Consider the following 25335-nt stretch of genomic DNA (forward strand, 5'->3'; position numbering starts at 1 on the left):
CGTGCCTCCGAATCGGTTTCATTCAACGATTCAATGAATCACTAGATGAATCAATACCACATCGACGCTGGTAGATCCATCGGTACGTCGAGCGGCGCCTTGGCGTGTCGTCGTGTTCGTACGCCGGGACCACCCGGCTCACGTACCGCGATCTGCCGAAACCCCATGCTAACAATCAGTTTTCGCGTCAAGGCAGTACGCCGATGGCAAGCGGGCAGTGGGGTTCGTCCTGATTCATCTGATGAACATGGAGTAGTTGAGTTGACATAATGTCGCTTATCGGCATAAACCGGTTCCGGGTTGCACCAGGAACTGCGCCTTGGCCGTCCGATCCGTCCGTGATGTTCGATCCGGGACTACCTGCAGTAATGCGGGAAAACGTGAGAGCTGTCCGAAACTGCCTTGGTTTTCCGATACGACGCTCAATGCCCCGCGATGGGCGCTCCACGGCCCGGTGTTCTGCCCCCAAGCCGACGTCCGCCGTCGCCGACCAAGAAGCCCGTCGCAATCGGACCTCACGTCCCATTGCACCGCCGTTTCGTCACAGTGACGTATTGATCTGTGCCGCCGTTCTATGTCGGCCTCACGGCAGAGTCGTAGGTTCGGCCGCGACTGTAGGACCTGCGCCGCCGGCGTGCGCAACGGTGACCGTCAATCTGCTGCCGGCGACACGTGCATCGCACGGACGCCGAGTTACGCGAATGCTCGGTGCGGCCGAGCATACCGCGTCCGCGAGTCGTCCAGTATGTGGAATAAGTTGTCCTAGAGCGGAGTTCACCATTGATGACGTTGAGACAATTCCGCTTTGGTGTGTGCATTCGTGGCGTGGAGTCGGCAACCAATCTGCGAGAAGTCGCCAAGCGCTACGAGGGGCTTGGCTTCGAAACCGTTTCCATTCCGGATCATCTATCGGCGGTGGCACCGTTTCCGATGCTCGCCGCGCTCACGCAAGCCTCCCCCACGCTCCGAATAGGCACTTACGTCCTCAACGCCGGTTTCTACAAGAGCGCCCTCCTCGCAAGGGACGTGGCCGCACTCGATCTCCTCAGCACCGGCCGGCTCGAACTGGGCCTCGGCGCCGGATACGTACGTGAGGAGTTCGAAGCCGCCGAAATACCGTTCCTCAGTGCCCGTCGGCGCATCGATCACCTCGAACAAGTCACCGCCCACCTCAAGCGCCACCACCCCGCAGTCTCACTCATGATTGCCGGCGACGGGGACCGAGTGCTTCGTCTGGGTGCTCGTCATGCGAACGTCGTTGGCTTGGCAGGCGGGCGGGGCCGCGCCGGGGAGTCTGATCCATTGGCCGCGCGCGTCGCGTTTATCCAGGAGGAGGCAGGTAGTCGATTCGCCGACATCGAATTGAACCTGATGATCTCAGCAGCGCCGACCGACTCTTCGGTCAAGCCGGATCTGTCGTTCCCCCGCCGGCATGCTCACGACCTGACTGATGAACAGATCATGTCGTTTCCCGGCGTGATGTCCGGGACCCCACGCGACATCGCCGACACCCTCCGCGACTACCGGGACAGGTGCGGTGTCACTTATTTCACCGTTCTGGAGCCGTATGCCGACTACATCGCGAAGGCGATCGGCGAGCTCCGCTGAGAAGCGAAGAATGCGTCCAGCGCCAGCCGTGCGCCGCATCTACACCGAGCCGGAAGTGATTTGGGCTTCCGGCGGTCGGCGGTGTCGCCAAATGGTTCTCTATACAACACTTTCCAGTCCAGACAGCGGGTGGTTGCGCGCCGCGGCGCGTGCGTCCGTTCGAGACGCTGATAACAACACCCAACACAACAGTGACAGTGATGTTGACGGTAAGTGTCAGGTTCTGAAGACTGGTGCCGTAGGCGAAAGCGTGACCGTGGTGAAAGGCGAATGTCCATGTCAGTTCGAGCTAGCCAGCGCACGCGCGCAGCCGTCGACGGGGACAGCAATGAGATGAGCATGCCCATCACGGAGTCGGAAGCCGATCGGACCGAGCGCGACACGTCGATGCCGCTGCGCGAACGGCAGCGCATGGCGCTGCGCGCCGAAATCCAGCAGGTCGCCCTGCGCTTGTTCGCCGCACAGGGTTTCAACAACGTCACCACCGAAGCGATCGCGGATGAGGTTGGCATTTCGCCGAGTACCTTCTTCCGGCACGTGCCGAGCAAGGAATACCTCCTGCTCGGAGCGGCCCAGCGGGGACGCGCACAGATCGTCGCCAATTTTCGCGCCCGCCCGCCGGACGAGGACGTCGGGGATTCCATCACGGCGTCCATCCTCGCGCGCACCTCACAGTTCGTGAATGACGACGAGACTCTCGAATTGTGGAGACGAGCGATGGCGTCGGCGCCGGCAGAGTTGCGACGAGCCTCTCTGCTCAATCGCGCGGACTGCGACGAACTCATCGGCGCGGTCGCATCGCGCTTGGGCAGCGCCGATCCCGCGGCCGACATGCGGGCTGGCGTATTGGTCCGTGCAGCGGTGGCCGCGGTCGAATACGCCTACGAGTGGTGGCTCACCTACGGCCAGAGTGAATCCCTGCATGCCCTCACCGAGCAGGCGCTCCAGCTCGTGACCCGCGGCCACGACGGACCAATCCCCCCTCCACGGCGCCGTCGGCGACGATGAGTGTGATCACGACCCGCTAGGCCACCGCTCGTCCGATGACATAGTGGCGTATCGCTTCTGGCCATACTCGGAGGGTCTCAGGGCTTCCGAACGCCGCGGTAGAACCCGCGTCGGACGACCCACGGCAACAGGACCCGTTGAATGGCCCACGCCGGGATCTGAATAGTGCGACCGTCGGACGCAAAGTACAGCAGACCGTCGTCTTGGACGCCGAGCACGGACCCCCACCGGAAGTCGGAGGGGCGATAGTCCTTGAGCGGGCGGCCGGCCAAATAAGCGCGAATGTTCCTGGCCAGCAAGCCATCCGCGCGGTTGCGGGCCGACGATCGCAAGGGATCGGTGGCGGCAACGTCGCCGATGGCGAAAACCTCTGGGCGAGCATGTGTTTGCAGGGTGGGGCCGACCTTCACGAACTTGTTCTCGTCGAGGAGCGAAGCGGGTAGCCAGCCGGTGTGGGGTCGCACCTGGCCGATTGCCCACACGACGGCGTCGGCCTCGCCAGCGGGCTGCCCGGTGCTCCACTGCACCGGCTGATGGGTGATCTCGTCGCACGCGAAACCGTCCGGCACCACGGCGCGGTGCCCGGGATGAAGACCGACACCGAGGTCGACGAGGCGGCCGCGCACTTGATCCCAAGCGCGTGGATGGTGCTGCGGCAAAGCTCGATCGCCGGGATAGTAGAGGTCGATCATCTTGTGCGGCCAGCGGATCCGTAGGTTGGCTGCAGCGCTGACGGCTGCGGCTCCGCCACCGATCACGATCACCGACCTCGCGTCGGCAACCGTCCGATGATGGCTCTGTATCGAGCTATCGATCTCCTCGCGTGACTGGACGTCGGGGTTGCGCCAGAATCCGTTCGTCACGCCCGTCGACACCACCAACACGTCGTACGCCTCGGTCGCGAGGCTGCCGTCGGCGAGGCGAACGGTGACCTTGCGCGCATCCAGGTCCAGACCGGTCGTCGACCCATGCACGCGGCGCACGCCGTCGAGACGCCGATAGCGTTCGAAGGCGACGCGATTGTCACGCGCCCAATCGTCTGGCCTGGCCAATCGCACACCCAGTTCCTGGCCGGTCACCAGTTCGGGCTTCGCCGAAACCCCCACCACGCTGACATGACGCGACAGGTGGATCGCCGTGAGGGTTCCGACGTCACCCATCCCTGCGATGAGAACCCTTGGCATTGCGCCCTTCACGCGTCAGCGGTTCGCGCGTAACCGAGGCACGGGGACGTCCATCGCGGGTTGCTCGCAGCCGCCGTCGACGTGAAGCAGCTTGCCGGTGACCCAAGAGGATGCTGGCGACGCCAAGTAGAGCGCGGCACAGGCGATGTCCCTCGGCGTTCCTGGTCGGCCCATCGGGGTGTTGGCCTCGAACTGGGCGCGCAACTCGTCGTTGGTGAGAACGACCTCCAGACCCTGGGTCGCAACGCCACCGACGACAATCCCGTTCACCCGGACCAATGGAGCGAACTCACCCGCAAGGTTGCGCGTCATCTGATTGAGCGCGGCCTTGCCCGCTCCATACGCGACGAACGAGCTCAGCACCATGTCAGATGACCGCGAGGAGATGTTGACGATCGAACCGCTGCCCGCGGTGTCCACCATCGCTTGAGCGGCGAGCTGGCTCATGAGGAACGGTGCGGTGACGTTGAACTTCAACGCCATGTCGAAGAACCGCTCCGAGGTCTCCATCGCGGGCCGTGGACCCGAGCCGCCCGCATTGTTCACGAGCACGTCCAAACGGCCGAAATGCTCGACCGCAGAGGCGATGAGCCGGCGCCGCTGATCTTCCACGAGTACGTCCGTGACCACTGCGAGAGCACTACCCCCGGCGTGCTCGACGTGAGCGACCACGTCGTCGAGATCGGCCTTGGTCCGCGCGCCGACGACGACAGTGGCTCCCGCCTCGGCCAGCCCGAGCGCAATCCCGCGACCGATGCCCTGACCGGCTCCGGTGACGACCGCGACGCGCCCTTCGAGTCGGAAGTCGTCGAGGATCACTTCGTCCGGCCCAGTCCGAATTGCGGCGCTGCGCGGCCGGCCAACAGCGGCAGGTCCAGGTAGGTCTTGATGCCGGGTTCGGCGTTGACGACGTACGGGATTGCGCTGACGCAGTGGTTTGCCGTGACCACGATGCCGGGATTGCGAACCAGCCCCTCCTCGATGGTGTCGGGCTGTAACCCCTTGAACGTGAGCTTCACGTCGGGTTCACCGCTGATCTCGACCTCGAACCGCTCCCCCTCGGGACCGAAACTCCACGCGGGGTCGAAGTGCTCCTCCCCCATGAACCAGTTGACGCTTGCGGTGACGACTGGCGTCCCGTCGACGAGCGCCCGCCAGTGGAACTTTCGAGCCGCGACCTGGCCTGGCTCGATGACGCCGACTGGCGTATCGATCGGCTGGGTGGCGACGGCGACTTCCTGCACCGTCTCGAGATCGGGATCGACATCGAAACCCATCTCCGTCACGATCATGCGAACCGACGCCTTGAAGCCCGCGGCCAGCAGGCCGACGATCGGTCCGGCCATGGCGGCTTCTGGCGTCACGCCGAACCCCATGATGTGGCGCACGACGTCGGGCGCGTTGTACGTGCGGATGTCGCTGAACTCCTCCGAGCGCACGTGGGTGACACCCGCGGTCAGCGCCGACACCATGAGCGGGAACCGCTCGGTGATGCCACCGGGGTGAATTCCTGTGCCGTGCAACGTACTTCCGCCCTCGGCGCAGGCGTCGAGGATGGCCTTGCAGTTGTCCAGATCGGGGTAGACCCATCCGACGGGTGTGACGACGTTCTTGCCCGACCGAAGGAGTGCGACCACCTCGTCCTCATTCGGAAGCAGCGGGCTGTAGACCACGCAGTCAGCATCGAGGGCGAGGATGTCGTCCATGCTGGTCGTCGCGGCCACTCCGATCGGGTCTAGGCCGATGATTTCGCCGACGTCCTTCCCGTGCTTCCCGGCCGAATGCACCCATGCGCCGACCAACTCGAGGTCGGGGTGCGCCAACACCCCCTCGATCGCCGCCTTTCCCACGCCGCCCGTCGCCCACTGCACCACTCGAATCGCCATGATTCATTCAAGCCGCGATTGAGAGTGACTGTCAAGATTGGAGTTACTGCCACTCCGCCCGGTGGTCAACGGCGTGATCGAGGCATCCGCCACCGATGGTGCTCAAGGTGATTCAAGACGCGGTGGCGTGATGTTTCGGTCGGGGTGGGGTCCCGGGGCCGACATCCCGGCACCTGGAACCCAGCCGGACTCGGCTATCAGCTCACCCACTTCGGCGATGTTCATGAGATCCAGCTCGTAGTCGAACAAGCCGTCGCCCGCGTAGTGGAGCAGGGAGAACGCTGGGGCTTGATAGTGGGAACCGTCCGCGCGGGTTCCCGGCAAGCGATTCCACCAGTAGGTGACGACGCGGTCGCCGTCGACCATCGTCCACTTCTCCGGGAAGCTCCACCCCTCGAATCCGGCCATCGAGTGATCGAGGTACTGAGTGATGACGTCGCGTCCTTGCACCCGACCCCAGGCAGGGTCGACGAACACCGCGTCCTCGGTGAACCATTGGCCGATCGTCGACCACGGTGCTGCTCCCGCCACGCACCGTTCGCGCTGTGCGACGTATCGGTGATAAGACTCCAACGCTTCGGCTTCGCGTTCGTTGAGCTCTGCCATCCAGTGTCTCCTTCGGCCGTCTCAGCGAGCGTCATTGCCTCTGAGGCTGCTTCGCCGTTGCGATCACCAGGCAGTGGTGGGCAAGTGGACCTGCCCGTCGGTGATGCCCACTATGAGAACGTACCCGTCGTGACAGTCACTATCAAGATAAAAGACTGAGTCATGTGACTAGCTGATTCCGGTCATTGACGTGGCCGGGTCGCAAAGATTTACTGCTCTCTCGCCCCGATCAACGCTTCGGACATCACACTGGTTGCCTTCTTCAGTGCGGGAACGGCGCGAGCGATCAAGTCCTTGTTGAAGTGAGTCGAGGCGCCGGAAATGCCGATCGCCATCGGAGTCGGAGCGCCCGGTACGGCCATCGCGACTGAGCGAACACCGATCTCGAATTCTTCGTCGCCGATCGCATAGCCGTCGGCGCGCACGCGCTCGACGTTCGCGAACACCGCCGAAAGCGTCGACGCACTCTTTTGGGTCGGTGCCGGAAGTCCGGACTGCGTAACGAGTTTGAGAATGCGGGCGTCGTCCAGTTCGCCCAACACGGCCTTGCCCACACCCGTGGTGTGCAGACCGACTCGTTTGCCGACTTCGTTGTTCGCCCGCGTCAGCTTCGACGGCAGAACCTGTCCGGTGTAGATCACCATGTCACCGTCGAGCACCGCGAGGCTCGCCGTCTCCGATAGATCGTCGACCAGCGACTGCAGTACCGGACCGGCCACCGCGCCCAGTTGACGGTTGGCAACCTCGCCGAGCCGAATCAGCCTGGGCCCCAGGGCGTATCGGCGATTGGGTAGTTGGCGCACGTAGCCGAGTCCGACCAATGTGCGCAAGAGGCGGTGGATCGTCGGTGGCGGCAACGGAGACTCCGCTGACAACTCCGTCAGAGAGCACTCCCCTCCCGCGCGTCCGATCAGTTCCATCAACTCGAACGCGCGCTCCACCGACTGCACGCCGCCCATCTTCTCCGCCATGTGATCCGCTTTCGGCCGACGATTGTCGTTCCATCCAACACGCCCAAAATAACTTCCGCAATACGGAATCTTTCGGGCAGTTGGACGATACTTACTGCCAGTGCAGCGACTATCGGGCTAAACTCCACAATGTGGAATTTGGTCTCACGAAGGGGACACCTGTGACGCGACGCCTCGACGATGCGGTGCTGTCCGCCGTCGACCGACGCCTCGCGGTCGCCGACGCCGCACTGGCGACCCAGTACCCCGGCGACGACGGCCGTCGGCAGCCGGTCCACACCGTCTACGTCCCTGGCAACCGGTACTCCGAGACGATGCCCGCCGACTGGGGATCCGCCGCTCTCGCAGCCGCGAAGGACGCGGGCGGCCTGGACGCAGTGGCCGTTCTGGTCGGTGCGACCAACGGAACCGACTGCGAACCCGGGACTCTCGCCGCACTCGTCGAGAACAAGCTGACCACCGAGCCGATCGAGGACCTCCGGATCGACTTCGAGGACGGTTACGGCGCGTTCGACGACGCGACCGAGGACGCCGACGTCGCACGGGCCATCGCCGCACTGCGGATCGCGCTCGACGCGGGTACCTCGACGCCGTTCGTCGGCACCCGCTTCAAGTGCTTCGAGGCTGGGACCCGGGCGCGCGGACTGCGCACTCTCGACATGTTCGTCAGCGGACTGGTCGAATCCGGCGGCCTCCCCGACGGCCTCACCCTGACTCTCCCAAAGGTGACGTCCGTCGACCAGGTCGAGGCGATGGTCACCGTCGCGAGTGCCCTGGAAGCGGCGAACGCGCTGCCAACCGGCCGCATCCGCTTCGAAGTGCAGGTCGAGACACCGCAAGCGATCCTGGGCGCCGACGGCCGTGCAGCCGTTGCTCAATACGTCCACGCCGGCCAGGGCCGCGTCAGCTCGCTGCACTACGGGGCCTACGACTACTCGGCGTCCCTCGGCATCGCCGCCGCCTACCAGTCGATGGAGCACCCTGCGGCAGACCACGCCAAGAACGTCATGCAGCTCGCCGTGGCAGGCACCGGCGTGCACCTGTCCGACGGCTCGACCAACATCCTTCCGATCGGAGACCCCGACAACGTCGCCATGGCGTGGAAGCTGCACGCGCGCCTCGTCCGTCGCCACCTGGAACGCGGCATCTACCAGGGCTGGGACATGCACCCCGCCCAACTCGTCACCCGATACCTGGCGACCTACGCGTTCTACCGGGGTGCCTTCGCGCCCGCCGCGACGCGCCTGCGCAACTATGTCCAGCAGCTCGACTCGGCCATCATGGACGAGCCGGCCACCGCCCGCGCACTCGCCAACGTGATCCATCGCGGCAGCGTGTGCGGTGCCCTCAGCGTCGACGAGATCGAGTCAGCCACCGATCTCCCCATGCCCACCGTGAGCGACATCGCGCTCGGCCGCCCACCCAGGAGCACTCAGTGACCCCCCCAATGACCGAAGCGTCGTACTACACGCCCCGCGGCGGACTGCCCCCGCAGACCGATCTGCTGACCGACCGCGCCATCGTCACCGAGGCCTACACCGTCATCCCGCGCGGCGTCCTCTCCGACATCGTCACCTCGGTGCTCCCGGAGTGGACCGATACGCGAGCATGGATCGTCAACCGCCCGGTCGCCGGTGGTGCGACGACCTACTACCAGGCGATCGTGGAGGTCAAGCCAGGCGGCGGGGCGCAGCGACCCGAGCCGCAACCCGAGGTGCAGAGCTTTCTGTTCGTGACGTCCGGTGCGCTCACCGTCGACGCGGCAGGCCAGTCGCAGGTGCTCGCCGAGGGTGGCTTCGCGCACCTTCCGGCGGGCACCGACTGGTCGGCCCGCAACGACGGCGACGCCGACGCGACGTTCGTCTGGATTCGCAAGCGCTACGAGGCCATCGAGGGCCACCCGGTGTCGGTCACGTTCGGCAACGAACAGGACATCGAGCCGTCGGCCATGCCAGGGACCGACGGCAAATGGCGCACGACGCGCATGCTCGACCCGCTGGACCTCGGGTACGACATGCACGTCAACATCGTGACGTTCGAGCCTGGCGGGACCATTCCGTTCGCCGAGACGCACGTGATGGAACACGGCCTGCTGATGCTCGAAGGCAAGGCGGTCTACCACCTCAACGGGGACTGGGTGGAGGTGCAGGCAGGCGACTTCCTGTCGCTGCGCGCCTTCTGCCCGCAGGCGTGCTACGCGGGCGGCCCGTCGAACTTCCGCTACCTGTTGTACAAGGACGTCAACCGTCAGATCCTGCTCTGAGGCGTTGTCCTACAACTGGATTGGCCAGCCGATGACCTTCTTTGTACGCGGGGTCGCGTAGGTACGCACCTTCGACGTGGACAGGCCCATCCGGACCAGCCCTTCGGCGATGGTGACCGCCGCACGAACTCCGTCGACGATCGGGACGCCGGTCGCGGCCCTCACCCTCTCCTCGAGTTCGGCCATGCCGCCGCAGCCGAGACAGATGACTTCGGCGTGATCGTTCTCGACTGCCTCTCGCGCCTGGCGGACGATCGCCTCGACCGCACGGTCCGGATCCGACTCGAGTTCGAGCACACCGAGGCCGGACGCCCGCACCGACGCGCACCGAGCGTCGAGTCCCGCGAGCCTGAGACGGTCTTCGATCAGCGGGACGGTGCGGTCGAGGGTGGTGACGACCGAATACTTGTGTCCGAGATACATCGCCGTCGACGCCGCTGCCTCGGTGATGTCGACCACCGGAACGTCGAGCAACTCCTGCAGACCCTCCCGACCGTGCTCACCGTAGCCGGCCTGGATGACGGCGTCGAACGGCTCGGGGTACGAGGTGATCGCGTCCATGACGGCGATTGCCGCGAGGTAGCTCTCGAAGTTTCCCTCGCAGGATTCGGCGCCGAATCGCGGTGTGATGCCGACGATTTCGGTGCCCGGCGACGCGACACCACGCGCCGACTCGGCGATCGCATCGGTCATCGAAGTGGTCGTGTTCACGTTGGCGACGAGGATTCTCATGGCGGTCCTCACTAGTGTGTGCTGGCTACGGCGATGCGCTCACCGGAGACGTCGTTGAACGGTCCTCGGCGGTCGGCGACCACCAGGTACACGATCGCACCGAGTCCTGCGCCGATGAACCAGGAGAACTCCGAGACGACCTTGAACGCCGGGACGAACGCCATCAGGAGAGCCGCGACCGCCGTGATGACGAGGGCGACCACGGCCCGCACGTTGACGCCGTTAGCGTACTGGTATTCGCCGTTCACGTCGGTCGTGAACAGGGCCGGAACGTTGATGTTGGAACGACGCACCAGCCAGTAGTCGGCCATGATGATGCCGAATAGCGGACCGAGAATGGCGCCGAGGCCACCGAGGAAGTAGTTGATGACGGCCGGCGAGTTGTACAGGTTCCACGGGAGGATCACCAGGCCGATGACGGCCGAGATGAGTGCTGCGCGACGGAAGTTCAGTTGCTTCGGGAACAGGTTGTTGAGCGCATAGATCGGGGCGACGAAGTTCGCCATCAGGTTCACCGCGACGGTCAGGATCAGCAGCGCGAGCGCGGCGAGTACCAACAGCAAGGTGTTCGGCACCTCCTGCACGATGTCGGCGGGTGCTTCGATGATGCGTCCGTCGATCCGAAACTGTGCGCCGGCAAGCGTGATGACGATGGCGCCGAATACCAGCATGTTCAGCGGGATGCCCCAGAAGTTGCCCTTCACGATGGCCCGCTTCGACGTCGCGTTGCGGGTGAAGTCGCAGAAGTTGAGGACGAACGTGCCGTAGATCGCGACCCACAGGCTGGCGCCGCCGATGATCTGCAACCACATGTCGACGCCGGTCAGCGAGTCGGGCGTCGTCCACGCGATGGTCCAGTCAGCTTTGCTGAGCATCCAGATTGCGAGCGCGATCATCGTGAACAGGATGACCGGACCCGCGAATGCCTCGTACCTGCGGATCATCTCCATGCCGTAGCTGACGATGATCACCTGGATGACCCACAGCGCGACGAACGAGATCCAGCCAAGCGTCGACAACCCCAGGATGCTGTTCGAGTCGAGTGCCTCCGCCGACGGCGCGAGCGCGATGATCAGGATGCGCAGGACCACCGACGCGAGGTAGGTCTGGATGCCGAACCAGGCGATCGCGATCGCTCCGCGGATGAGGCCGGGGATCTGGGCGCCGCGGGTGCCGAACGAAATGCGGCTCATCACCGGGAACGGGACGCCGGTCTTCTCCCCCATGAACCCGGACAGGCTCAGCAGCAAGAACAGGAAGACGCCGCCAAGTCCGAGCGCCAGCAGGATCTGCCACCCACCGAGGCCGAGGGCGAACAGTCCGATGGCGAACGAGTAGTTGCCCAGGCTGTGAACGTCGTTCGCCCACAGGGTGAAGATGTTGTACGCGCTCCACCGTCGACCTTCGCGCTTCGTTGGCGCCAGTTCGGCGTTGTACAAGGAGGGACTCACGTCGGAGGACGGGGTTGCGTGGTTGCTGCCGGAATCGCCGATGAGACCGGTGGACTCTGTGCTCATGGATACGCCTGTCACGGTCGGAGCGACGACGCTCAGCGCCGCCGCAGATATTCCACTGTGTGGAAGTTGTGTTCCACAGATTCGACAAGTTAGTCGCATCCGGGCTCCGGCTGTCAAGGTTTTCGCGTGATTGACTGTGTCAGCGCTCACACCTAGAGTCGTCCGAGACGTGGAATCAAAGTTCCACCATGAGGAATTACTCGTAGTGACGGAGTGTTGCCGATGACCACCGACGCCCTGGAGCGGTCGAACGAATCCGATTTCGACCTGGTGGTCCGAGGCGAACGCATGCTGACGACGGCGGGAATCGTCGCCCGCGAGATCGGCATTCGTGACGGGCGCGTCGTCGCGATCGAGCCGCTCGGAAGTGGCCTCACCGGAACGGAGATCGTCGAACTCACCGACGAGCAGGTGATGATCCCCGGCCTGGTCGACACGCACGTGCACGTCAACGAGCCTGGCCGCACCGAATGGGAAGGGTTCGACTCCGCTACCCGTGCAGCAGCGGCCGGCGGTGTGACCACGCTGATCGACATGCCGCTCAACTCGATTCCGCCGACGGTCAACGTCGACGCACTCAACGCCAAGCGCGCGGCCGCATCGGGCAAGACACACGTCGACGTCGGTTTCTGGGGCGGCGCGATCCCCGGCAACACCGACGATCTGCGCGGACTGCACGACGACGGCGTGTTCGGCTTCAAGTGTTTCCTGCTGCATTCGGGCGTCGACGAATTCCCGCACCTCGACGCCGACGAGATGGAAAAGGACATGGCCGTGCTGGCCGGTTTCGACTCCATGATGATCGTGCACGCCGAGGACTCACGTGCCATCGACCACGCCCCCTCGGCCGAGGGTGACCGATATGAACGCTTCCTCGCGTCGCGGCCGCGCGGCGCCGAGAACGTGGCGATTGCCGAGGTCATCGAGCGCGCTCGATGGACCGGTGCCCGTGCGCACATTCTGCACCTGTCGTCGTCGGACGCTCTTCCGATGATCGCGACCGCCAAGCGCGACGGCGTCAGGATCTCCGTCGAGACGTGTCCGCACTACCTGACGCTGCTCGCCGAGGAGATTCCCAACGGGGCGACCGCGTTCAAGTGCTGCCCGCCGATCCGTGAGGCGTCGAATCGGGAACTCCTGTGGCAGGGCCTGCTCGACGGCACCATCGACTGCATCGTCTCCGACCACTCACCGTCGACGATTGACCTGAAGGACGTCGAGAACGGCGACTTCGGTGTCGCATGGGGCGGTGTCGCGTCGTTGCAGCTCGGTCTGTCGTTGATTTGGACCGAAGCCAAGCGTCGCGGGGTGAAGCTCACGCAGGTGCTCGAGTGGATGGCGGCCAAGCCCGCCGAGCTCGCCGGCTTGAACAACAAGGGCAAGATTGCGCTGGGCTACGACGCCGACTTCGCGATCTTCGAGCCCGAGTCCGCACAGGTCGTCGACGTGCACAAGCTGCACCACAAGAACCCAATCAGCCCATACGACGGGCGTGCCCTCGCCGGTGTCGTGACCAGTACCTGGTTGCGTGGCAAGAAGATTGACTTCAAGACCGCGCAGGGCCGGATGCTGCGCCGCGGCGGCGTGTAGCGCGTCTCCCTTCGCTGCAACCCCATACCGGCGACCAGTGACAGACACGCCTGCCCGTCGTCTACCGGTAGTCGCGGTCAGCCCGCGCCCTGGCCGTTGACACGGCGGTCCAATCCCTCGATGAGCAGTTCCAGTCCGAAGGCGAACTCGCTCTCCAGCGACGCCGGGGACAAGTCGTGGACCGCTCGCGAAGCGGGAAGTTGATCAAGGTCAATCGACGCCCACACTTGGGCTGGGGCTTCCCCGTTGTAGGGCGAGGTGAGCTGGACGGCGAAGCCCAGCACATAGCGCGCCAAGGTCGACCAGGCCAGGATTGCCTGCGGTGCGGTGAAGCCCGAGTTCAAGAACAGCCCGAGGGTCTGCTCCCGGAGCGCGATCATGTTCGGTCCGCGCAGCGGCACGTTACCGACCATGAAGTGTGCAACTTCCGGGTGACGGCAAAGGACGTCGAACATGCGGCGAAGAATCGTCTCGCAGGCCTCCCGCCAATCACGCCCTTGCAGTTCTGCGTCATCGACGTGCGCCTCACCGACGACTGCGTCGACGACGCGGGCGATCAACTCCGGGCGGCCGGAGAAGTGCCGGTACAGGGTGGCAGTCCCGGAGTCCAAACGTTGCGCCAGAGTTCGCATCGAGAGTCCCTTGGCGCCCTGCTCGTCGAGGATCGCTGTGGCGGTGGCGATGATCCGGTCCAGCGGTACCGGAGGACGACCGCGGGACCGGGAAGGCGTAGCCATGGCTAGAGTATGCCCACTCGTGACGGCAACTCTCCGTCATCCACGCATCTGTCAGCGCCAGCACCGGAGTCCACGAGGTCGATCATTGCGGTCGCGACTTTCTGCGGGTCGCCTCGGCTCAGACGATGCTCGGTGAATAGTGTTGACCTTCCAGGGATTAATCATCCTAGGATGCGAATTGACCATGGTCTCGCGCCCCGGCAGCTCCTACGCTGTGAGTCCGAGGATGAAAGACGCCCCAGACGTCGACTGGGCATGTACGAAAACACCATTTCGATCGACGACCTCTTGGTTGCCTCCAGCGACGAGGAGCCCATCTAACTCCAGTCGCGCAGTACCGACTTCGAAGGTGGTTCACAGATGACCGCAACGTAACGGCCGCTAGTTTGAGCGAGTAATGGCCGAGCTTCGGATGTGGCCACGGAGCGCCGACGACATGGAGGAAACGTGCCGACCTATACGTGCTGGTCCAAGACCGGAGTAGTGGCGACGGAGGCTCGCGCACGAATCGCGGCCGCGCTCACGCGCATTCACTACGACGTTGCCGCCGGGCCGCGGTACTTCGTGCAGGTCATCTTCACCGAGCTCGATCCGGACTCGTTGTTCATAGGAGGTAAACCGGTCACCGCCGAACACGTGTGGATTCGCGCCGACATCCGCGCCGGGCGCACAGAGGAAACGAAGGCGGAATTGCTTCGGCAGATCGTTGCAGAGGTCGGCGACATCACGGGCGTTGTTGCCGAACATGTTTGGGTCTATCTCAACGACGTGCCCGGTCCCAACATTGCAGAGTACGGACGGCCGTTGCCCAATCCTGGGCAGGAAGACCGGTGGTTCGAGCAGCTTCCACGTGAGCTGCAAGAGCGGCTGAGAACCATTGCCGAATAGGGAACCCCCACGAGACCGCCAGGAGCATCGGTGACCAACGCCAACGTGAGCAAGCGGCCCACCAGTCTGGACTCCGTCCCATTGCACTACCGGGACGCGACGGCTCTTGCCGAGCAGATCGCGGGTGGGTTCATCTCCTCCCGTGACGTCGTTCAGGCCTACTTGGATCGCATCGAGGAAGTCAACCCGAAGATCAACGCAATCGTCACGTTGCGGGCCGACGCTGCACTGCGCGATGCCGACGATGCCGACCGGGCCGTCGCCGACGGTAGTGAAATCGGTCCGTTGCACGGGGTTCCGTTCACCGTCAAGGACGCCCTCGACACCGCCGGCCTCCGCACCCAGCGCGGTAGCAAGCTGTTCGCCGACTTCATCCCCGACTTCGACGCTACTGCGGTCGCGCGCTTCAAGTCCGCGGGCGGCATCCCGATTGCCAAGACCAATCTGCCCGAGTTCTCCTCGTGGTTTGAGACCGACAATCTCGTCACCGGCCGCACCAACAATCCTTGGCGCTTGGACCGGACCCCGGGTGGTTCCTCCGGTGGTGAGGCGGCGGCGCTCGCCGCGGGAATGTCGCCGATCGGCATCGGAAGCGACGTCGCGATCTCGGTGCGAGGCCCCGCCTCCCTCACCGGCGTCACCGCTCTCAAGGCGACTCACGGCCGAATTCCGTTCACCGGTCACTACCCGACGGCAACCTCTGCCTGGTGGCACGTCGGCCCGATGGCACGCACGGTGCGTGACGTCGCGTTGGGCTATCACATCCTCAGCGGGCCCGACGGCCGCGACGGCTACGCCGTTCACGACAGACTCACGAACGCGGCCTGTGCACGCATCCCCGGACAAAGCATCCGGGTCGGTTGGGTCTCCGAGGACGCGTTCGAGCCGGTCGACGCCGAGATCTCCGCTGCCGTCGCCGACGCCGCTGCGCGATTGGCAGATCTCGGCTGCAGCGTGGAGCGAGTCGCGGTGCCCTTCATCCGAGAGGCAGACGCCCTCACCACACTCATGACGCTCGTCAACGCCGAATTGGTTCCCCATTTCAAGGCCTTGGCCGCGGGTCACGAAGAGCTGCTGTCCCCCATCGGAATTGGCATCATCAAGACCGACGAGCCAACCTTGGACGACGTCCTGGCAGCGCGAAGGCGAATGGAGACACTTCGGTCCGCCTTCGCACGCTATTTCGGTCAGTTCGACCTCCTCCTCTGCCCGGTCACTCCGTTCACCGCACAGCCACACGGATTGGGTGAAGTTGCCGTCAACGGCACCACTGTGCCCGCCAGTCACGTCATGGACGCAACGTCAGTTTTCAATCTCACTGGCTTGCCGGCACTTTCGGTGCCCTACGGGTTCAGTTCCGACGAGCTTCCGATTGGTGTTCAACTCGTGTCGAGGTGGATCGACGAATCCACGGCTCTGCGACTCGGCGGGCTCCTCGAACGCAAGGGTGGACTTGGCGATCGTCGCCCTCCGATCGAAGGCTGACACGGAGAGGCGCCCTAAGCAGGCGTCGCCTCCTTGGCGATCAAGGTGACGAGAGAGAGATCCGGGCGCCCCTCGGGGTTGAGAATTACATACATCACGTCGAACAGACCACGCTTGGGGTGTCTGAAGGACTCGACGCCTTCGGTGAGGATCTTGACATCCTGTAGGGGCCACCACTCGCGGAACTCGGCGCTGTTGGCGTAGAGGTCGTCGACTAGTTCGTCGAAGGGCCCTTTGTCGATTGCTCTGGATCGTGCCATCCGGAAGGACTCCATGAATCCTCGGATTGTCGCTTCCCAGTTGACCATCCGGCGTCTATACGACTCGTCGAGAAAGAAGAGACGAAGTGCATTGCGTTGGTCCGATGCAGCCGAGCTGAAAATGGTTGGGAACATGTCCTCGCAAGCGGCGTTCCACGCGAGAATGTCCCAGCGACCATTGCGAATGTACGCAGGCACGGGATCGATCGCCGACACGAGCAAGTCCAGGCCGTCGGTTATGTCTTCGTCGGGCGGTTGTGGAGGAGCCAATTCGGAAGCGAGCGTGAACAGGTGAGTGATCTCGGCTCTGTCCAGGTGCAGTACTTCGCAGATTCGTCGAAGTGCCGAAGCTGAGGCGCGGATGTCGCGACCCTGTTCGAGCCAGGTGTACCAGCTGACACTCACACCCGCGAGCAACGCAACCTCCTCACGTCGCAATCCCAGCGTCCGGCGTCGCCCTGCGGGCAGCCCCACATCGTGTGGCTTCACGCGAGCACGCCGGCTCATCAAGAACGCGCCCAGTTCTCGTCGTCGGGCGGTTGACGGCGTCTTGTCGACCATGTTCGTCACCTTGGCTCAGTCTGCGTGTTCTCGCCGGGCACGTCTGAGCGCTTGTCGGGTGTGCGCAGCCGAGACACGAATTCGGCCAGGGCGCCGCCAATCTCGCGAGGACTGTCTTCTTGGACGTAATGCGATCCGGCCACGGTGATTTCGGTCTGATTCGGCCACGTGCGCACGTATTCGCGAACGCGCTCGTTCATGATGGCGCCAGGGACGGCGTTGACGAACAGCTTGGGCACCTCAGCCCGTTCGAGCCATTGGCTGTCCGCGGCTACCACCGCGACCACGTTCGCGGGCTCCCCATCGATGGGCAGGTCGCGGGGCCACGACAGCGTTGGCCGACGATCTTCGCCGGCATGCAGGAATGGTCGCCGATAGTGCCCCATCTCTGCGTCGCTGAGGCCACGCAGCACAGAACCAGGTAGGACGCCGTCGACGAATGCGTTCTGCTGCAGGATCAACTCCTCCCCCCCGGCGGACCGGAAACCTTGGAACAGTTGCCGACCGTCAGGTGGGAAGTCCGACCAGTGCAGCGGAGTGACGATTGACTCCATGTAGGCGATGCCTTGCACGCGGCTTCGATTGTGGTTGGCCCAGTCGAATCCAAGCGCCGAGCCCCAATCGTGCAGCACCAGGACTACCCGATCTCCCAGCTCCAGTGCGTCCCAGAGCTCGAACAAATAGCGTCGTTGTTCGGCAAAGTGATATCGATCCGGTCCGGACGGGGCGAGTTTGTCGGAGTCGCCCATCCCGATCAGATCGCACGCAATGAGACGTCCGTGACCGGCCAAGTGTGGCATCACATTTCGCCACAAATACGACGACGTGGGGTTGCCATGTTGGAGGACGATGGCATCCCCCTCACCTTCGTCGATGTAGGCCATGGTCTTTCCGGCGATGACACGGTGTTTCAATGGCGCAAAGGGCGTAGTGCCGATCATCGTGGCTCCACCTCGAGGTAGTTGGATGGTGAGAAACGTTCAGTCGGGCACAGCTACCCGTTGCTCGTCGCCGACGGACGCCGCACGTTGCGGAGGACCGCTTCGCGGATCGGTGTGTCTCCGGCGTTGAGTTCTAGGATCTGCTGGGTGATGCGTGCTTCGTGCAGGATCTCGACGAGGGTGTCGGCTACATCGGCTCGGGCAACTTCGTCGTGTATCTCGGCCGGGCCGAGCACTACCGTCCCTCGTCCGTCCTCGTCGGTGAGCGCCGCCGGACGTAAGATCACCCAGTCCAAATCGCTTCTGGAGAGCGCGACGTCGGCATGCTTCTTCACCCGGATGTAGTGCTCGAAACCCTCCCCCTCATCGCGTTCGCGCCACGCCTCTGGGAAGACCGACACCAAGGCGAAGCGCGACACCTTTGCCAGACCAGCAGCCGCGATCGCCTTGACGACGCCGTCGCCGTCGATCGCCGTGGTCGTCTGCATGTCGCCACCTCCAGCTCCGGCGGTGAACACGATGCTGTCGGTGGAGCCCATCAAACTCGCAAGATCTTCCGGGGATATCGTTGTCAGGTCACCGAGCTTCCCCTGGGCGCCGAGATTGGCAAGTTCGCCTTCTTGCTCGGTACGACGAATGAGCCCGGACACCTCGTCGCCGCGCTCGCGTAGCTTCTGCCCTACGAGCTTGCCTACGCCGCCGGTGATTCCGATGATGAAGATCTTCACGAGCTACTCCTGTTGGTGTGGTCGGGATTCGAATTCGACAGTGTCCGAGAATGTCTGAACGGTGTAGACGTCGTCCTGGTGGCGGTGCCGTGCTCTGGGGTTTAGATGCTGGGGTGCAGATCCCGGACTGGACTCACGGTTTCCAGTTGTGCCGCCAGATGCAGGATGGTGGATTCGGCTTGCCAGCTGGAGACCAGCTGGACGTTGATCGGCATGCCATCGACACTGGTGCCGTATCGGATGGTCAGCCCCGGTAGACCTGTCACGTTCAGAGGCACCGTGGAGCCTTGAAGGTAGGTGGCGTCCACGGTCTGACCGTTGATGACGAATTCGGTGACGCCATGCTTCTGTGCGGGGAGCGGCTGAGCGGGGATGACGAGAGCGTCGTACCGCTGGAAGTAGTCGGCGAAACCATCCCTGAGCCGTTCGGCGGCCTGTTCGGCTTCGATGTAGTCGGTCATGGACGTGTCGGGAAGCCCAAGCATCGTCCTGGCCATGGTGTAGATCTCGCTGTCTGGATGACCGGCCACCGCTTCCGCGAATGCTGGCTTCATCTCCATGACGTGAAGCTTGTTGAAGACATCCAGTGCGAAGTCGCGTTCCAGTGCTGGGATGCGAACCGGCTCGACGATGTTGCCGGTGTCGGTGAGTGCTTGGGCTGCTGCCTGCACCGTGGCGGCGACCTCGGGACTGATGGGGCCAAAGCCAGGTTCGACGAGCCAACCGACCCGTAGTGGACGCTGCGGTGAGGAACCCACGCCCGCGTCGAATTGCACAGTGCTCGAGGCGAAGCCGTCCTCCCCGTCGGGCCCGGTTAGCAGGGAATAGGCGAGCGCGACGTCACGCACACTGCGGGCCATTGGTCCGATGTGCCAGTTGCGGCGTGGAACCCGCGGCCACACCCCGGTCATGGGGATGCGGCCATGGGTGGGTTTGAGCGAGGTGATCCCGGTCTGTGCGGCCGGACCGCGCACCGAGATGGCCAGGTCAGTCCCCAGACCCAGTGGCGACAGCCCCGCTGCTACGGCCGCGGATTCTCCACCGCTTGATCCTCCCGGGGTTCGGTCAAGATCCCACGGGTTGTTCGTTCGACCGGTGAGCAGGTTGTCACTTTCGATCCAGTACGAGAACTCGGGGAGGTTGGTCTTCGCCAGCACGATGGCGCCCGCGCTCTTCATCCGCGCAACGCTGGTGGCATCGATCTCGGGCATGCGGCCCTTGAAGATTGGCGAACCGCGCTGTGTGAGGATCCCGGCCGTATCAATGGAATCCTTGACGGTGATGGGGACACCGTGCAGGGCTCCGAGCTGCTCGCCGGCGAGTATTGCTGCCTCGGCGGTCTTCGCGGATGCCAGCGCGCCCGGGGCGACGGTCACGATTGCGTTGATCTTGGGATTGACTGCGTCAATCCGATCGAGGTGGGCCTGCACGACCTCGACCGGCGACACCTCACGCATACGGATCAGTTCAGCGAGCTTCGTCGCATCCAAATAGAACAGTTCGGAACTCATCTGTTGCCTTCTTCCATATTTGAGTCGTCGATGAACGAGTCGTGCCGCCGGTGCGTGGGCTCAAGGAGCCGTCACGGAGCGCCAGACCCCGTTGGCTGATAACAGGTTTCGCACGAATTACTCCTGAATGCTCTCCGGGCGCAGTGGAGCATTGCGTTCGCCACCGCGAGTCGGATGTCATGCAGCTGGTTGAACATATCGGATACAGTGTTGTCATTAACCGCGAGAGCGTCAAGGTCCTTTCTGCTCAGCGGTCCAACGCGATTCGGGTTCGGAAGTGAATTCGGGGACGAGGTCAAGTGGTTTCGCTACCCATGAGACTGCGACCTTCAGCCCGCCCCGGTCAATGACCACCATGGCGCAACGGTGGCGCAACTTTGCACACCCGGACACGGTGCTTGCTCCCCATGTGCAATGTGTGTCGACCAGCACCGGGTGGCACTAAAGTCCGCCAACATGACCGCGAACGAACCTTCGTCGGACCCGGGGCGCCCCATCAGTGCGCCAGCGGTATCGGATGCCAAGCGCGCAGTCGATCTGCGCCACGTCCGGGCCGACGACTTTCGGTACCTCAGCGCGATCGCGCGAACCGGCACGCGTCGTTCCGCCGCATTGGACCTGGGAGTCGACCACACCACTGTTTCCCGTCGCATTCACGCCTTGGAGAAGACCCTCGACGTGCGTCTGATCGAGCGTGGCGCGGTGGGCTGGGAGCTCACCGACATCGGACGAGCGGTCGCCGACCGGGCCCGTGCGATCGAGGAGACCCTGCAGGAAGCCGTCGACGCTGCTGTCGGGGATTCGGGCAGCACGCTGAGAGGCAGAGTTCGAGTCACTGCTCCCGACGGCTTCGGCACGTTGATCGTCGCGCCGGCGTTGGCTCGTCTCAGAATGCTCCACAAGGATCTGTCCGTCGAACTTCTCACTGCCACAAGGCAGATGAACCTCCAGCAGTCTGGATTTGACGTGGCGATCGCCGTAGGCGCCACCGTCAACAGCCGGTTGGTGTCGGAAACCATCAGCACCTACTCGATGGGAATCTACGCCACCGCAGAGTACGTGGATCGCTATGGTGCACCGGCTTCGGTGGACGAGGTACGCAACCACCCCATCATCTTCTTCGTCGACTCGCTGCTTCAGGTCGGCGACCTTGATCTCGAGCGACACTTGCCTGGAGCGACAGCATCCTTCATGTCCACCAACATCTTTGCCCACGTGGAGGCCACCCGCGCTGGCGGCGGGATAGGGCTCTTGCCAGCCTTCATGGCCGGTCGGCATCCCGATTTGGTCCGACTCCTCCCCAAGGAGGTAGACGTCCGGCTCGTCTTCTCCCTGGCGGCTCGGCGCGAAAGCCTGACGAATCCGACAGTTCGCGCAGTCCGCGACGCGATCCACGCCGAAGCCGCCCGCAGGCAAGGCGAACTGCTGCCGCCCACCTGAGGACACGCGGCCGCGGAGCCGATGCTCGAGTCGGTTGCCGAACTCACCCCGTCGGTGTTCGTCAGCTCAGTCCGGTGCGGCCGTCTGCCCAGTAGGCGCGCTTTGATGCGGGGCGTGAGATCTGGTCGGGCCTTGAGGCTGCGGCGCACGGCATTGACGGTCGCCGCATCCCCCGTCACGACGAGGTCGAAGGATGAGCCGGATACGCCTTCAGCGGCCTGCGCGATGGCCTCCAGCAGTTCGCGTCGGTTAGCGGACTTGGCGACGATGGCGGCATTCTCGTTCGCTCCGAACGTGGCGAGCACAGCGGACACTGCGGCGGGATCGCTCGCCTCGTACAGGTACTTGGCTTCGGGGTTGAAGTGGTGCAGGGCGCAGGCCAAGCCGATGCTCGTCTCGTCTCCGACGAAGATGGTGTCGGCGACTGTGTCGGAGAGATCCAATGATCTGCTCGGGCCGAATACTTCGGCGTCAGCGCCGGCCCTCGCGTTGTCGAACCAGTGCACGGCCGGGCCGTCACCGTGGCGGTAGGCGATTAGGTCGGTGGTACCCGCGTCGAGATTCCAGCCGATCGGTGTGTAGGTGCGCATCGCGAGAGATCCGCGTCGGGGGCGCAGTTGCAGCTTGTCGCGTGGGGTCCATTTGGTGTGAGCGAACGCCTCGCCGCCCATGGTGACCTTCACGAATCTGGGGCTCAATTCCGTCACGTCGTCGATCGTTACGGATGTGAGCAGGACGTCTGCCGCGAAGTCAGACAGACGTGCGGGCAAGAGTGCCATAGCTTTTCCTTTCTTGGCGCCGCTGGACCGTGGGTCAGTCAGAGATCCAGGACGAGCCGCGGGGACAACGACCGTGAGACGCAGGCATACATGCGTCCTTCTGGTGCGCCAATGTCATCCCGGTGGTCGGGTTGCCCGTCGAGCACACCCACCTCGCAACTACCGCACACACCTTCGCGGCAGCCGGCGCTGAGCGGGTATCCCGCGTGCAGCAACGCATCCAGCAGCGAAGTGTCAGCAGCGACGTCAACGGCCTTTTGTGAATGCGCACAGAGCACCTGGAAATCCGCGTTGGGTGCGAAAGTCCTTGTTGCCGGCTGGAACCGTTCAACGTGTGTCATCCCCTCAGGGAACGCGTGTTCGACGTCGACCACCATGGATTCAGGTCCGCAGCAATAGACGGAGGTGTGTGAATCCAGGACGTCGGCGATCGCGACGAAGTCCGGTCGCCGGTCATGGTCGGTCTCGACGAGGATGACCTGCTCACCTTCGCCGTAGCGATCTACGAGATCGGTGGCAAATGGCATGGCCGCCCGGTTCCTTCCTACGTACAGCAGGGTTGCCGTAACGCCGGCTGCGGTGGCTGCCTGCATCATCGACAACATCGGCGTGACGCCAATCCCGCCCGCGAGAAACAGGTATGACGGAGCTGGATCGAGGCCGAAGTGGTTGCGCGGCAGCGATACATCCAGGTGTTGCCCCTGGTGCAAGAAGAGGTTGACGTACTCAGACCCGCCACGGCTTAGGGATTCGTGGCGTACGGCGATCCGGTAGTGCTCCTGATCGTCGAGGTCGCCGCACAGCGAATACTGCCGCGTGAGCCAATTCGGCAATTCGACGTCAACGTGCGCGCCGGCCTCCCACGGCGCGAGGGGGCCGGCGACTCCCTTGAGTGTCAGACTTACCACTCGGTCGGCAATGTAATCTATGTGCTCGATAACAGTGTGCTGCATGGTCGTTGATTCCTCGATCAGTACAAGGACCGGTAGGAACGCTCCTCCAAGTCATGTGTGATGGCTTCCCCTGGGACATCGAGATTCATTTGTGCGGCGATGATTTCGCCGAAGGAAGGCATCTGTTTGGCGAGGTCTTGGCTAGCGGGATCCCACACGCGTGAGCGGATCAGGGCGCGTCCGCAATGAAAATAGGCCTCGGCAACGTCGACGATGATCGCCAGCGAGGGTCGTTTGGCTTCGGTTCGCATCCGAACCAGCACGCTGGGTTCATCGGTGACATAGCCACGGCCGTTGATGCGCAGCGTCTCTCGCATGCCCGGAATGACAAGGAGAAGTCCTATCCCGTCGTTCTCGGCAAGATTGGTGAACGAATCAGCCAGCTTGTTACCCGGGCGGTCCGGAATCGCCAGCGTTCGCGTGTCCAGCACCTTGACGAAGCCCGGGTAATCGCCGCGGGGACTGCAATCGGCCCGGCCGGCCGCGTCGGCGGTCGCCATCATGGCGAGCGGTGAGTGCGCGATGAACCGGTGGTGGTGTTCGTCGAGGTGATCGAAGATCTTCGCCTGCGCCATCCCGTCGGGTTCACCGAGTACGCGCCGAATCTCCGGGAGGGTCACCTGCCGATATCGGTCCTTCGTGTGAGTCACGGAACCTCCTCCATCTCTTGCTCTCGACTCATGAGTACGCGGAATGCGAGTAGAAGTGCTCCGTCTCCACGACGGACCATTGCCATATGCCCAGCTAGAGGTAAATTATGGCTCCATTCATGGTGCCTCCGCTACTCGCTTTCGGGCAGTGTTGGGCCCTGTGTAGTCGCACGCCCGCTCTCTGCGCGTTCGGTGCCGACACCCCGTCGCCGTACGTCGTTCGTCGCTCGTTCTGTCACGCTTGCTCGCCTTTTCCGTCGATTGCGACACCTCAGTCGTGACGCGAGGACACCCGCGGTTGGGTTGTGTATCGCAACCACTGTGTCGCGAGCGGGTTTAGGCTGAGCCGTTCCAGCGCGGAGGATGGAGTAGTGACGGCCGAGCATCGATTGCAGCCACGCAAGCAGCCGCGCCAGCAGAGGTCCGAACGCACTCGCGACCAGATCCTCGAAGCAGCGGTGCACGTATTCACCCGATACGGCTACGCTCGCGGAACGACGAACCGAATCGCCGAGAGCGCCGGGATCTCGGTCGGATCGCTGTATCAGTACTACCCCAACAAAGACGCGATATTGATGGAACTCGCGGGCCGCCACCTCGATGCCGGTGTCGCAGCCACCGCGCAGCGTCTCGAGGCCGGAACGCTCACCTCACTCGAATCGGCCATGGAGGACATCGTCGCCAGGGCGATCGACAACCACCGCCAAGACCCAGAATTCCTTCGAATCCTCATGGACCAGGCGCCCCGTTCACGCGAGCTCATGGCGAAAGTGTCTGTGTTACAGCATGACTCAATTCGATCGATGCGCGAACTCCTGATGACGCAGCCTGAGGTTACGGTCGACGACAAAGACGCCGCGGCCCGCCTTGCCGTACTCACGATCGAGTCCGTGGTTCACCAGGCGATGGCTGCTCCGAGAACACTCGGCGCCGAGGTCTTGAGAGACGAGTTGGTCGCCATGCTGACGCGCTACCTGACCAGCGGCGTACCGCAGCCGCCGGTTCGATAGCCGTCAATCTTGGGATCGGTAGCTCCG

The 25335-nt window shown here is 63.7% G+C and carries 23 protein-coding genes and 1 pseudogene; 9 read left to right on the forward strand and 15 right to left on the reverse strand.

Going from position 1 to position 25335, the window contains the following annotated elements:
- Window positions 1-780: 780 nt before the first annotated feature.
- A complete protein-coding gene (locus ASD37_RS02335; RefSeq protein ID WP_200959741.1) occupies window positions 781-1608 on the forward strand; it encodes a TIGR03621 family F420-dependent LLM class oxidoreductase in 828 nt (275 codons plus the stop codon).
- A 339-nt stretch (window positions 1609-1947) separates the two neighbouring features.
- Window positions 1948-2616 carry a TetR/AcrR family transcriptional regulator gene (locus ASD37_RS02340; protein ID WP_162253217.1) on the forward strand — a complete coding sequence of 223 codons (669 nt, stop codon included), beginning with the start codon at window positions 1948-1950 and terminating at the stop codon, window positions 2614-2616.
- Window positions 2617-2693: 77 nt separating this feature from the next.
- Here the strand turns inward: ASD37_RS02340 and ASD37_RS02345 are convergent, their stop codons facing one another.
- From ASD37_RS02345 to ASD37_RS02365, 5 genes are all read right to left on the reverse strand, one after another.
- A complete protein-coding gene (locus tag ASD37_RS02345) occupies window positions 2694-3800 on the reverse strand; it encodes an FAD-dependent oxidoreductase (protein ID WP_056549690.1) in 1107 nt (368 codons plus the stop codon).
- 15 nt (window positions 3801-3815) lie between these two features.
- The gene (locus ASD37_RS02350) at window positions 3816-4619 is read right to left on the reverse strand and encodes a glucose 1-dehydrogenase (RefSeq protein WP_056547483.1); all 804 of its coding nucleotides are present in this window, start codon (window positions 4617-4619) and stop codon (window positions 3816-3818) included.
- A complete protein-coding gene (locus ASD37_RS02355) occupies window positions 4616-5686 on the reverse strand; it encodes a dihydrodipicolinate reductase (protein WP_056547486.1) in 1071 nt (356 codons plus the stop codon). The genes ASD37_RS02350 and ASD37_RS02355 overlap by 4 nt, the downstream gene beginning before the upstream one ends.
- 102 nt (window positions 5687-5788) lie before the next feature.
- A complete protein-coding gene (locus ASD37_RS02360; protein ID WP_056547489.1) occupies window positions 5789-6292 on the reverse strand; it encodes a nuclear transport factor 2 family protein in 504 nt (167 codons plus the stop codon).
- A gap of 209 nt (window positions 6293-6501) precedes the next feature.
- Entirely contained in the window at window positions 6502-7263 is a 762-nt protein-coding gene (locus tag ASD37_RS02365) for an IclR family transcriptional regulator (RefSeq protein WP_056547492.1), read from the reverse strand.
- A 161-nt stretch (window positions 7264-7424) separates the two neighbouring features.
- Between ASD37_RS02365 and ASD37_RS02370 the strand changes: the two genes are divergently transcribed.
- Both ASD37_RS02370 and ASD37_RS02375 read left to right on the forward strand, forming a co-directional pair.
- Window positions 7425-8702: an aldolase/citrate lyase family protein gene (locus ASD37_RS02370; RefSeq protein ID WP_056547507.1), complete on the forward strand. Its 1278-nt coding sequence runs from the start codon at window positions 7425-7427 to the stop codon at window positions 8700-8702.
- A gap of 8 nt (window positions 8703-8710) precedes the next feature.
- A complete protein-coding gene (locus ASD37_RS02375) occupies window positions 8711-9526 on the forward strand; it encodes a bifunctional allantoicase/(S)-ureidoglycine aminohydrolase (protein ID WP_056547510.1) in 816 nt (271 codons plus the stop codon).
- Between the two features lie 9 nt (window positions 9527-9535).
- On the opposite strand, the gene ASD37_RS02380 is transcribed toward ASD37_RS02375, so the two are convergent.
- Entirely contained in the window at window positions 9536-10258 is a 723-nt protein-coding gene (locus tag ASD37_RS02380; protein WP_056549692.1) for an aspartate/glutamate racemase family protein, read from the reverse strand.
- An 11-nt stretch (window positions 10259-10269) separates the two neighbouring features.
- A complete protein-coding gene (locus ASD37_RS02385) occupies window positions 10270-11775 on the reverse strand; it encodes an NCS1 family nucleobase:cation symporter-1 (protein WP_056547514.1) in 1506 nt (501 codons plus the stop codon).
- Window positions 11776-11997: 222 nt separating this feature from the next.
- Here ASD37_RS02385 and allB point away from each other — a divergent pair, with 222 nt between their 5' ends.
- Window positions 11998-13365 carry an allantoinase AllB gene (gene allB / locus ASD37_RS02390; protein ID WP_056547517.1) on the forward strand — a complete coding sequence of 456 codons (1368 nt, stop codon included), beginning with the start codon at window positions 11998-12000 and terminating at the stop codon, window positions 13363-13365.
- 77 nt (window positions 13366-13442) lie between these two features.
- Here the strand turns inward: allB and ASD37_RS02395 are convergent, their stop codons facing one another.
- Complete coding sequence (locus ASD37_RS02395) at window positions 13443-14102, reverse strand: TetR/AcrR family transcriptional regulator (protein ID WP_056547521.1); 660 nt, start codon at window positions 14100-14102, stop codon at window positions 13443-13445.
- Window positions 14103-14549: 447 nt separating this feature from the next.
- On the opposite strand from ASD37_RS02395, the gene ASD37_RS02400 reads away from it, so the two are divergent.
- Window positions 14550-14990: a tautomerase family protein gene (locus ASD37_RS02400; protein ID WP_056547524.1), complete on the forward strand. Its 441-nt coding sequence runs from the start codon at window positions 14550-14552 to the stop codon at window positions 14988-14990.
- A gap of 30 nt (window positions 14991-15020) precedes the next feature.
- The gene (locus ASD37_RS02405; protein ID WP_235567954.1) at window positions 15021-16475 is read left to right on the forward strand and encodes an amidase; all 1455 of its coding nucleotides are present in this window, start codon (window positions 15021-15023) and stop codon (window positions 16473-16475) included.
- Between the two features lie 14 nt (window positions 16476-16489).
- On the opposite strand, the gene ASD37_RS02410 is transcribed toward ASD37_RS02405, so the two are convergent.
- From ASD37_RS02410 to ASD37_RS02425, 4 genes are all read right to left on the reverse strand, one after another.
- Window positions 16490-17296 (reverse strand): helix-turn-helix transcriptional regulator, encoded by an 807-nt coding sequence (locus ASD37_RS02410; protein WP_056547527.1) that lies wholly within the window; start codon window positions 17294-17296, stop codon window positions 16490-16492.
- Between the two features lie 5 nt (window positions 17297-17301).
- On the reverse strand, window positions 17302-18237 hold the full coding sequence (locus tag ASD37_RS02415) for a haloalkane dehalogenase (RefSeq protein ID WP_056547530.1): 936 nt from the start codon (window positions 18235-18237) through the stop codon (window positions 17302-17304).
- A 53-nt stretch (window positions 18238-18290) separates the two neighbouring features.
- Entirely contained in the window at window positions 18291-18965 is a 675-nt protein-coding gene (locus ASD37_RS02420; protein ID WP_056547535.1) for an NAD(P)H-binding protein, read from the reverse strand.
- A 101-nt stretch (window positions 18966-19066) separates the two neighbouring features.
- The gene (locus ASD37_RS02425; RefSeq protein WP_056547539.1) at window positions 19067-20476 is read right to left on the reverse strand and encodes an amidase; all 1410 of its coding nucleotides are present in this window, start codon (window positions 20474-20476) and stop codon (window positions 19067-19069) included.
- Window positions 20477-20932: 456 nt separating this feature from the next.
- On the opposite strand from ASD37_RS02425, the gene ASD37_RS02430 reads away from it, so the two are divergent.
- A complete protein-coding gene (locus tag ASD37_RS02430; RefSeq protein WP_082569909.1) occupies window positions 20933-21916 on the forward strand; it encodes a LysR family transcriptional regulator in 984 nt (327 codons plus the stop codon).
- A gap of 506 nt (window positions 21917-22422) precedes the next feature.
- Here the strand turns inward: ASD37_RS02430 and ASD37_RS32655 are convergent.
- From ASD37_RS32655 to ASD37_RS02445, 3 genes and pseudogenes are all read right to left on the reverse strand, one after another.
- A pseudogene (locus ASD37_RS32655) lies at window positions 22423-22695 on the reverse strand (oxidoreductase); the annotation flags it as partial.
- A 38-nt stretch (window positions 22696-22733) separates the two neighbouring features.
- Window positions 22734-23648, reverse strand: coding sequence for a PDR/VanB family oxidoreductase (locus ASD37_RS02440; RefSeq protein WP_056547545.1), 915 nt, complete (start codon window positions 23646-23648; stop codon window positions 22734-22736).
- Between the two features lie 17 nt (window positions 23649-23665).
- Window positions 23666-24298: an MSMEG_1061 family FMN-dependent PPOX-type flavoprotein gene (locus tag ASD37_RS02445; RefSeq protein ID WP_056547548.1), complete on the reverse strand. Its 633-nt coding sequence runs from the start codon at window positions 24296-24298 to the stop codon at window positions 23666-23668.
- Window positions 24299-24639: 341 nt separating this feature from the next.
- Here ASD37_RS02445 and ASD37_RS02450 point away from each other — a divergent pair, with 341 nt between their 5' ends.
- Window positions 24640-25308 carry a TetR/AcrR family transcriptional regulator gene (locus ASD37_RS02450; protein ID WP_370072456.1) on the forward strand — a complete coding sequence of 223 codons (669 nt, stop codon included), beginning with the start codon at window positions 24640-24642 and terminating at the stop codon, window positions 25306-25308.
- Window positions 25309-25335: the final 27 nt, after the last annotated feature.

Source organism: Mycobacterium sp. Root135 (genome assembly GCF_001426545.1).
Lineage (GTDB): Bacteria > Actinomycetota > Actinomycetes > Mycobacteriales > Mycobacteriaceae > Mycobacterium.